General features: G+C 71.4%; 7 protein-coding genes. 4 read left to right on the top strand and 3 right to left on the bottom strand.

The features are described from left to right. Positions 1–2,468, bottom strand: a 2,468-nt coding sequence (locus tag C667_RS16850; RefSeq protein WP_004370944.1) for an ABC transporter permease, incomplete at its 3' end; no start/stop codon positions are given. Between the two features lie 10 nt (positions 2,469–2,478). Then, positions 2,479–3,651, bottom strand: coding sequence for a M20 aminoacylase family protein (locus C667_RS16845; RefSeq protein ID WP_004370942.1), 1,173 nt, complete (start codon positions 3,649–3,651; stop codon positions 2,479–2,481). A 662-nt stretch (positions 3,652–4,313) separates the two neighbouring features. On the opposite strand from C667_RS16845, the gene dbpA reads away from it, so the two are divergent. Together dbpA and C667_RS16835 are read left to right on the top strand one after the other, a co-directional pair. Continuing rightward, complete coding sequence (gene dbpA, locus C667_RS16840; RefSeq protein WP_245538486.1) at positions 4,314–5,657, top strand: ATP-dependent RNA helicase DbpA; 1,344 nt, start codon at positions 4,314–4,316, stop codon at positions 5,655–5,657. Between the two features lie 60 nt (positions 5,658–5,717). After that, positions 5,718–6,086 (top strand): YajD family HNH nuclease, encoded by a 369-nt coding sequence (locus C667_RS16835; protein ID WP_004370939.1) that lies wholly within the window; start codon positions 5,718–5,720, stop codon positions 6,084–6,086. Between the two features lie 134 nt (positions 6,087–6,220). On the opposite strand, the gene C667_RS16830 is transcribed toward C667_RS16835, so the two are convergent. Next, positions 6,221–7,315 carry a J domain-containing protein gene (locus C667_RS16830; RefSeq protein ID WP_157302379.1) on the bottom strand — a complete coding sequence of 365 codons (1,095 nt, stop codon included), beginning with the start codon at positions 7,313–7,315 and terminating at the stop codon, positions 6,221–6,223. Between the two features lie 206 nt (positions 7,316–7,521). Between C667_RS16830 and C667_RS16825 the strand changes: the two genes are divergently transcribed. Further along, a complete protein-coding gene (locus tag C667_RS16825; protein WP_004370935.1) occupies positions 7,522–8,439 on the top strand; it encodes a histone deacetylase family protein in 918 nt (305 codons plus the stop codon). Between the two features lie 6 nt (positions 8,440–8,445). After that, positions 8,446–9,095: hypothetical protein (locus tag C667_RS16820; RefSeq protein ID WP_039921934.1), on the top strand; the 650-nt coding region annotated here is incomplete at its 3' end.

Here is a 9,095-nt window from a genome sequence, read left to right as displayed (position 1 = left end):
GGCCGGCTCAGCAGCGCGCGCGTGCCCAGCCAGCCGCCGGCGACCACCCCCGCCGCGCCCAGCGCCACCCCCACCAGCACCGGGGCCAGCGCCGGCACGTAGGGCATGCGGAAGACCTGCTCGGCCAGCACCCAGCCGATCGCGCTCGCGCCCACGCCCGCGAGCACGCCGGCGACCCCGCCCAGCACCAGGAACTCGGCGAACAAGGCCTGGCGCACCTGGCGGTTGCGCGCGCCGAGGGTGCGCAGCATGGCGAGCTCGTAGTCGCGCTCGTCGTGGGTCGCCTGCAGCGCGGCATACAGCACGACCAGGCCGGCGAGCACCGCGAAGCCGAACACGAACTGCACGATCACGATCAGCTTGTCGGTCATCGACTGCACCTGCGCGATCACCGCGGCGGTGTCGATCACGGTGAGGTTGGGGAACTCGCCGACCAGCCTGGTGGTGAAGTCGTGGCGTGCGGGCGGCAGGTGAAAGCTGGTGATCAGGGTCGCGGGGAAATCCTCCAGCACGCCGGGCGAGGCGATGAAGAAGAAGTTCACCCGCATCGAGTCCCAGTCGAGCTTGCGCACGCTGCTGATCGGCGCCTCGACGCGGCGGCCGCCGATCTCGAACGTCACACGGTCACCCAGCGCCAGCCCGAAGGTCTTCGCCAGCCCGGCTTCGACCGAAAACTGCGCCTGCGCCGCCTCCGCGTGCCAGCGCCCGGCCTCGACGACGTTGCCCGGCGGCAGCTCGGCGCCGTACGAGAGGTTGAACTCGCGCTCGGCCAGGCGTCGGGTGCGCTCGTCCTCGTACGCCGACGGGTCGACCGGCTTGCCCTCGATCGCCACCATGCGGCCGCGGATCATCGGCTGGATGGGCGGCACCGGCAGGCCCTCGGCGGCGAACAGCGCGGCGATGCCCGCGCGCTGGTCGGGCTGGATGTTGATCACGAAGCGGTTGGGCGCGTCCGGCGGCGCCATCCGCCGCCAGTTGTCGAGCAGATCGGCGCGCACCAGGGTGAGCAGCAGCAGCGCGGTCATGCCCAGGCCGAGCGCGGCGGCCTGGATCACGCTGCTGCCCATGCGCCGCCCGAGCGCGGCGATGCCGTAGCGCCAGCCGCCGCCGCGCAGGCTGCCCTGGCCCTTGAGCCGGCCGGCGAGCCTCAGCACACCCCACGCCGCAAGCGCGAACACGCCGAGCGCCACCGCGAAGCCCGCCGCCACCATGACACCGAGGCGCGCGTCGGCGGCGATCCAGAAGATCAGCCCGAGCAGCGCCGCCAGCCCAAGCCCCCAGGCCGCACCCGAGACCGGCTCGGCGAACTCGAACTCGCGCCGCAGCACGCGCAGGGTGCTGACCTTGCCCAGGCGCAGCAATTGCGGCAGCACGAAGCCGGCGAGCAGCGCCATGCCCACCACCAGGCCATGGGCGAACGGCAGCGGCGAGGGCGCGGGGAGCTCGGTGGCGAGCAGCTCGCGCAGCCCGCCCGCCAGCCCCCACTGCACCGCCCAGCCGAGCGCGGTGCCGACGAGCGCCGCGGCCAGGCCGAAGAGCAGGAACTCGCCGACCACGATGCCCAGCACCTGCGCCTGGCGCGCACCGAGCACTCGCATCACCGCGCAGCCGTCGAGGTGGCGCGCCATGAAGCGGCGCGCCGACAGGCCCACCGCCACCGCGGCGAGGATCACCGCGAGCAGCGCGGCCAGGCGCAGGAAGCGCTGCGCCTGGTCGAGCGCGGCGCGCACCTCGGGGCGGGCGTTATCGACCGTCTCGACGCGCTGGCCGCGGCCCAGGTTGGCGCGTGCCCATTTCTCGTAGGCCTCGACCGCCTGTGGCGTGCCGGCCACGTGCAAGCGCCAGGTGGCCCGGCTGCCCTCGGCGATCAGGCCGGTGGCGTCGAGGTCCTTCAGGTTGAAGATCGCGCGTGGCAGCAGGCTGAAGAAGTTGGCGCCGCGGTCGGCCTCGAAGCTGACCATGGCGCCGACGCGGAACTCGAGCTCGCCCAGGCCCACCTTATCGCCGGTCTTCACGCCCAGCTCGGCGAACAGGCGCTCGTCCAGCCACACCTCGCCCGACGCGGGCGCACGGCCCGCGGGGGCGTCGGCCTGGTTGGGGCCGGGCGCGAGGCGGATGGTGCCGCGCAGCGGGTAGCCGTCCTCCACGACCTTGACACCACCGAGCGCCGCGCCCTCGGCGGTGCTGGCCATGCTTGTGAACAGCACGGTCCTCGCGGTCTGCAGGCCGCGGCTGCGCGCCTCGTCGAGGAAGGGGGCGGGCCAGGGCTTGTCGGCGCGCAGCAGCAGGTCGCCGCCGAGCAGCTGGTTGGCCTCGCGGTCGAGCGCGCGCCCGACGCGGTCGGCGAGAAAGCCCACGCTGGTCAGGCTGGCCACCGCGATCACGATCGCCAGCCCGAGCAGGTGCAGCTCACCCGCACGCAGGTCGCGCAGCATCATGCGCAGGGCGAGACGCAGGTTTCGCATCATGCGGCCGGCCTCAGCGCGCCGCGCCCAGCAGGCGCTGCACCAGCGCGCACCAGTAGGCCACGCCCGCCGGCAGCACCTCGTCGTTGAAGTCGTAGTTGGGGTTGTGCAGCATGCAGCCGCCCTCGCCCGGGCCGTTTCCGACCCACACGTAGGCGCCCGGCTTCTCGAGGAGGAAATAGGCGAAGTCCTCCGCGCCCATGCTCGGGCGGCGGTCGGTGAACACGCGCTCCGGCCCCGCCACCGCGCGCGCGGCCTCGGCGCACAGCGCGGCTTCGGCGGCGGTGTTGATGGTCGGGGGGTAGCCGCGGCGGAACTGGAAGTCGACCTCGACGCCGTGGCTCTGCGCGATGCCCTCGGCCACCTGGCGCAGGCCGCGCTCGAGGCGGTCGCGCACCTCGGCGGAGAAGGTGCGCACCGTGCCGCACAGCTCGGCGCGGTCGGGGATCACGTTGTAGGCCTCGCCGGCGTGGAACTGGGTCACCGACACCACGCCGGCGTCGATCGGGTCGAGGACGCGGCTCACCAGGGTCTGCGCCGCCTGCACGAAGGCCGCGCCCGCCACCACCGGGTCCACGCCCAGGTGCGGCATCGCCGCGTGCGCGCCGACGCCGGTGAAGCGGATGTCGAAGCGGTCGGCGCTCGCCATCACCGCCCCGCTGTGGATGGCGAAGCTGCCCGCCTCCATGCCCGGCCAGTTGTGCATGCCGAACACCGCCTCCATCGGGAAGCGCTCGAAGAGGCCGTCGGCGATCATCGCCGGCGCGCCGCCCTCGCCCTCCTCGGCGGGCTGGAAGATCAGGTACACCGTGCCGTCGAAGTCGCGCCGCGCAGCCAGGGCCTCGGCGGCGCCGAGCAGCATGGTGGTGTGGCCGTCATGGCCGCAGGCGTGCATGCAGCCCTGGATGGTGGACTTGTGCGCGAACTCGTTGCGCTCGGTGATCGGCAGCGCGTCCATGTCGGCGCGCAGGCCGATCGCACGCAGGCCGCGGCGGCCGCGCACCACGCCGACCACGCCGGTGCCGCCGATGCCGCGGTGGGTCTCGATGCCGAGCGACTCCAGGTGGCGCGCCACCAGTTCGGCGGTCCGATGCTCCTCGAAGGCGAGCTCGGGGTGGGCGTGGAGGTCGCGGCGGATCGCGGTCAGCTTGCCCTGCAGGGGGCGGACGCTTTCGATGAGGCTCATGGCTGCACCGTGTTGTTGTGGTTTGTTGCGGGTGTTCGAGTGTAGTACAGGCGGAGGGGGGTGGCCCTTCGGCCGTGGAAGCACGATTGCCGGAGCGCGGGGCGATTGCTGGACGGCGCTATTCGCGGCTGCCGCCGCTCCTAGAGAACACCATCCCGGCTCCGTGGAATGCAGGAGCGCCCGAAGGCACGAAGACATACCGTCTCCGCTCGGCGAATTGTAGGAGCTCCGGCAGGCGCGAAAAATGTCGTCCCGGCTCGGCTCTGCGGATTGCCGGGCCTCCGGAATGCGCGAAAACATACCGTCCCCGCTGGGCGGATTGTAGGAGCGCCGGCAGGCGCGAACACGGCTGCAACGGCGGGCATGCGATCCAACTCCTGCGCTGCCCTTATCGCAACGGCCACCGCGTCGACCGAACGCCATCCCGGCCCTGGCGAGTCTGAAGCGCGAATCCGCCCGAAGTTCCCGCCCCCGGGACAAGCCGATTCGCTCCGCGGCAAAGTTTTCAGCGGCGGCGCTCGAATCCGGCCTGATAATTGCGCATGACCGAAATTCCTGACGATACCTCCGGGTGCCCCACCGGCGCGCCCGACGAAGCCGTGGCCCCACCCCTTGCCACCGAGCCCGCCCTGCCCTTCGACCACCTGCCCCTGCCTGCGGCCATGCTGGACACCCTGCGCCAGCTCGACTACCGAACGATGACCCCGATCCAGGCCGCCAGCCTGCCGCTGGCGCTCGCCGGGCACGACCTCATCGCCCAGGCCAAGACCGGCAGCGGCAAGACCGCGGCCTTCGGCTTGCCCCTGCTCGCCCGGCTAGACGTGCGCAAGCTCGACGTCCAGGCCATGGTGCTGTGCCCGACCCGCGAGCTGGCCGACCAGGTCACGCAGGAGATCCGCCGCCTGGCGCGCTTCGAGGCCAACATCAAGGTGCTGGCGCTGTGCGGCGGCACGCCGATGCGCCCGCAGCGCGACAGCCTGGAGCACGGCGCCCACGTCGTGGTCGGCACGCCCGGACGCATCATGGACCACCTCGAGCGCGGCAGCCTCGTGCTCGACGGCCTGAACACCCTGGTGCTGGACGAGGCGGACCGCATGCTGGACATGGGTTTCCACGACGACATCGCCTTCGTCGCCGGGCGCTGTCCCTCGGACCGCCAGACCCTGCTGTTCTCCGCCACCTACCCCGAGGGCATCGCCAGCCTGGCCGCGCGCTTCCTGCGCAAGCCGCAGGAGGTGAAGCTGCTCGAGCAGCACGCGCACAGCAAGATCCGCCAGCGCTTCTACGAGATCGAGCACCCGGCGCGACTGCAGGCGGTCGCGAAGCTGCTGTGCCATTACCGCCCGGTGAGCGCGCTGGCCTTCTGCAACACCCGCCAGCAGTGCCGCGACCTGGTCGAGTTGCTGCGCGCGCAGGGCTTCGCGGCGCTTGCCCTCAACGGCGAGATGGAGCAGCGCGAGCGCGACCAGGTGCTGATCCAGTTCGCCAACCGCAGCTGCTCGGTGCTGGTGGCGACCGACGTCGCTGCGCGCGGGCTCGACATCGCCCAGCTCGAGGCGGTGATCAACGTCGACGTCACCCCCGACCCCGAGATCCACATCCACCGCATCGGCCGCACCGGGCGCGGCGACGAGGAGGGCTGGGCGCTGAACCTGTGCAGCAGCGCCGACAAGCGCCGCGTCGCGAGCATCGCGCAGAGGATGGGCTTCGAGCCGGAATGGCATGCGCTCGACGAGCTGGAGGAAGACGCGAGCGCGACGCTGCAGGCGCCGATGACGACGCTGCTGATCCTGGGCGGGCGCAAGGACAAGATCCGTCCGGCGGACGTGCTCGGTGCGCTCACCGGCGAGGCGGGCTTCAGCCGCGAGCAGGTCGGCAAGATCACCGTCACCGATCAGAACACCTACGTCGCGGTCGTGCGCGCGATCGCGCGCGAGGCGGTGCGCCGGCTGTCGGCGGGCAAGCTCAAGGGCAAGAAGGTGAAGGTGCGCGCGCTGGACGTATGAAAGCCAGCGACTAAGGTGAATTGACGGACGACCGGGAGCGGAGCGGAGCGGAGAATCACAATGAAGCAGATCGACACTGCCCGGCTGGACCGCATCGTCGCCGATGCAAGGCGAGCAGCGGATGCCCGTGCCCAGGGATACCGCGAACGCGCGCTGAAGATCCACCTCTGGATCTGCGCGCGTTGCGGCCGCGAATTCACGCTCGCCAACCTGCCTGAGCTCACCGTGCATCATCGCGACCACAACCATGACCACAACCCGCCCGACGGCAGCAACTGGGAACTCTTGTGCATCTACTGCCACGACAACGAGCACCAGCGCGAACTCGAGGCACAGGCCGAAGGCCCCGCCGCCGCCCGCCCGGCCGACTTGGCGACGCATGCCCCGTTTGCCGGGCTGAAAGCCCTTCTGGAGCGCGGCAAGCGCTAACGCGCCGCGCGGAAGGTCGAAGCGGGGACGAAGATCGAGCGCGTCGGGCTGCAAGTCGGCGACGTCATCACCGAGTATGACGGGCCTGGCGTTAGAGCCTGAGGTCCTGCGCGCCCGCAGCCTTACGCTGGCCGCTACCCCAGTCTCGCGATCTGCGCGCGCAAGGCCTCGCATTCGGCCTCAAAGCCTGCGCGCGCTTCGGCAAAGTTCGCCTCCCAGCGCTCGACCTGAACGGCCTGGCGGTAAGCGGGATCCAGTTGCAGGGTCTGCACGGCAAGCATCAGGTCGGCGACCTGGATCTGCAGCTCGGCAACCCGACGCCTCACGGCGCTGCTTGCGGGAACGGTGCCCGCCTGCGCAGGGCTTGCCTCATCGCTCTCCCGTGCCCACCCCGCCAGCTCGGCGGTAATGCTCCGCAGCCCATCGAGGTCGCGCGCCTGATAGGCGGCCTGCACGCGCAGGAAGACGTCGTGCGCCTCGGCGCGTTCGGCCTCCTCCGCGCGGTCCGGGTGGCAACGCATGGCCGCTGCGCGATAGAGCCTGCGCAGTTCGTCCTGCTCGTCGTCGTCGAGCTCGGGCAGCGGCGTGGGCGTGTGCTCGGTGCTGCGGCGGTAGGCGTCGAAGTCCGCGTCGGCCTGGCGCGCCTGTTCCCGATCTGCCGTCGATCCCGAGCGCGCGGCCTTGAGGCTCAGGTACTGCTGGCGCAGGCGCAGGCACTCGCCCACCACGTCACCGAGGGCGAGGAACTGGTGCTGCTCGTAGCTGCGCACCTGCTGCTCCATGTCGGCGAGACGGGCGGTGAAGTCGAGCATCTGCGCCTGCAAACGGGCACAGCGCGCGAGCAGACGTTCGGCGTCCGGATCGGGCGCGGCGGCGATGGCGGCAGGCGCAACAGGATCGTCCTCGAGGCGTGTCGTGTCGTGACGTTCAGGCACCGGAACGAGCTCCGTCACGCCGGCCGGTGCTTCGGCACTCACTTCGGGAGTCTCTTCGGGACTTGCTTCGGCACTTGCTTCGGCAGTCGCGTGGGCAGCCGCTTCGGGCAGCACGGCGGGCGGCAGGTCGGGCGTCGGCTCGCGCGATATTTCGGGCGTGACCTCGTGCACCACCGGCACAGTCACGAGCGCGACCTGCGGCGAGGCGACTGCCACGGTTGGGGCGGTTGTGCCGCGGAAGAAGAGGCGATTGATGGCCACACGGATGCTTGCCAGGGACAGGCGGAAACCCAATTTCGGCCTCGGTTTGGTTTGGTGATGGAATCGACATGCGCCATGTTGCACGGCATCATAAAGTGATGACAACAGTTGTTGCTCAGGTGCTGCAGACGCCGGTTTATCCTTGACGCCCTCAAGTCCGCTCGCAGACTCCCAAACCGCGCTGTAACGACGCGCCCGCCGACCCCGCGCTGCCCGAGATCAACTGGAAGTCCTTCACCTTGAAGCTCTACTACGCCGACCATTTCGTGCTGCCCCTGCCCGAGGGCCACCGCTTTCCGATGGAGAAGTACTCGCGTCTGCGCGCGCGCCTGCACGAAAGCGGCCTGTTCGCCGATGACGACTTCCGCGTCCCACACGCCGCCAGCGACGCCGAGATCCTGCGCGCCCACGACGCCGGCTACCTCCAACGCGTTGCAGGCGGCACGCTGGACGCCGCCGAGGTGCGGCGCATCGGTTTCCCGTGGACTGCAGCGATGGTCGAACGCTCGCGCCGTTCGGCGGGCGCCACGCTGGCCGCCTGCCGCAGCGCGCTCAATCGCGAAGGCGGCGCGGCCTGCGCCGCCAACCTCGCCGGCGGCACCCACCACGCGCACCGCGACTTCGGCTCGGGCTTCTGCGTGTTCAACGACGCGGCCATCGCCGCGCTGGCGATGCGGGCCGAGGGCCGCGCCGGACGCATCGCCATCGTCGACTGCGATGTGCACCAGGGCGACGGCACCGCCGCCATCCTCGCCGACACCCCCGAGGTGTTCACCTGCAGCCTGCACGGCGCAAAGAACTTCCCCTTCCGCAAGCAGACGAGCGATCTCGACGTCGAGCTGCCCGACGACACCGGCGACGCGGCCTACCTCGCCGCGCTCGATGCCGCGCTCGACACCGTCTTCACCCGCGCCCGCCCGGAGCTGGTGATCTACCTCGCCGGCGCCGACCCCTATGCCGGCGACCGCCTCGGCCGGCTGGCGCTCAGCATCGAAGGGCTGCAGGCCCGCGACGAGCGCGTGCTCGGCGCCTGCCGGGCGGCCGGCGTGCCGGTCGCGGTGGCGATGGCGGGTGGGTATGCGCAGCCGATCGAGGACACGGTGACGGTGCACTTCAACACCATCTGCACCGCGGCGCGGACGATGCGGGAGGCTTGAGCGCTCGTGACTTTGCTCCTCGGCATCGACTTCACCTCCACCCCCCGCCGCGCCAAGCCAATCACCGTCGCCCACGGCCGGCTCGACGGTGCGCGCGTCGTGCTCGACGACATCGAGCGCTGCCCCGACTGGGCGGGATTCGAGGCGGTGCTCGGACGCCCCGGTCCCTGGCTGGGGGCCTTCGACTTTCCCTTCGGGCTGCCGCGCGAGGCGGTGGTCGACCTGGGCTGGCCGCAGACCTGGCAGGAGCTGGTGCGCCACTGCGCCGTCATGGGCAAGCCCGCCTTCCGCGCGGCACTCGACGCCTACCGCGAGACCCGCCCCGCCGGCCGCCGCTACGCGCACCGCAGCACCGACCTGCCCGCGCGTTCGCACAGCCCGTTGAAGCTGGTCAATCCGCCGGTCGGCCTGATGTTCCTCGAAGGCGCGCCGCGCCTGCTCGCCGCCGGCGTCCACGTGCCCGGAATGCACGCGGGCGATGCGACGCGGGTCGCGATCGAAGCCTACCCCGGGCTGCTCGCACGCCGCATCACGTCGGCCTCGTACAAGAGCGACGAGCGCCGCAAGCAGACGCCCGAGCGCCGCGCCGCGCGCGCCGCGATCGTCGACGCCCTCGTCCGCGGCGCCCCGTCTTCCGGCGGCCCGCAGCCCGCGCC

It is taken from the genome of Thauera phenylacetica B4P (assembly GCF_000310225.1).
GTDB lineage: Bacteria > Pseudomonadota > Gammaproteobacteria > Burkholderiales > Rhodocyclaceae > Thauera > Thauera phenylacetica.
Note: the sequence above shows the minus strand (reverse complement) of the source record. Positions and strands in the feature narration are given on the sequence as shown.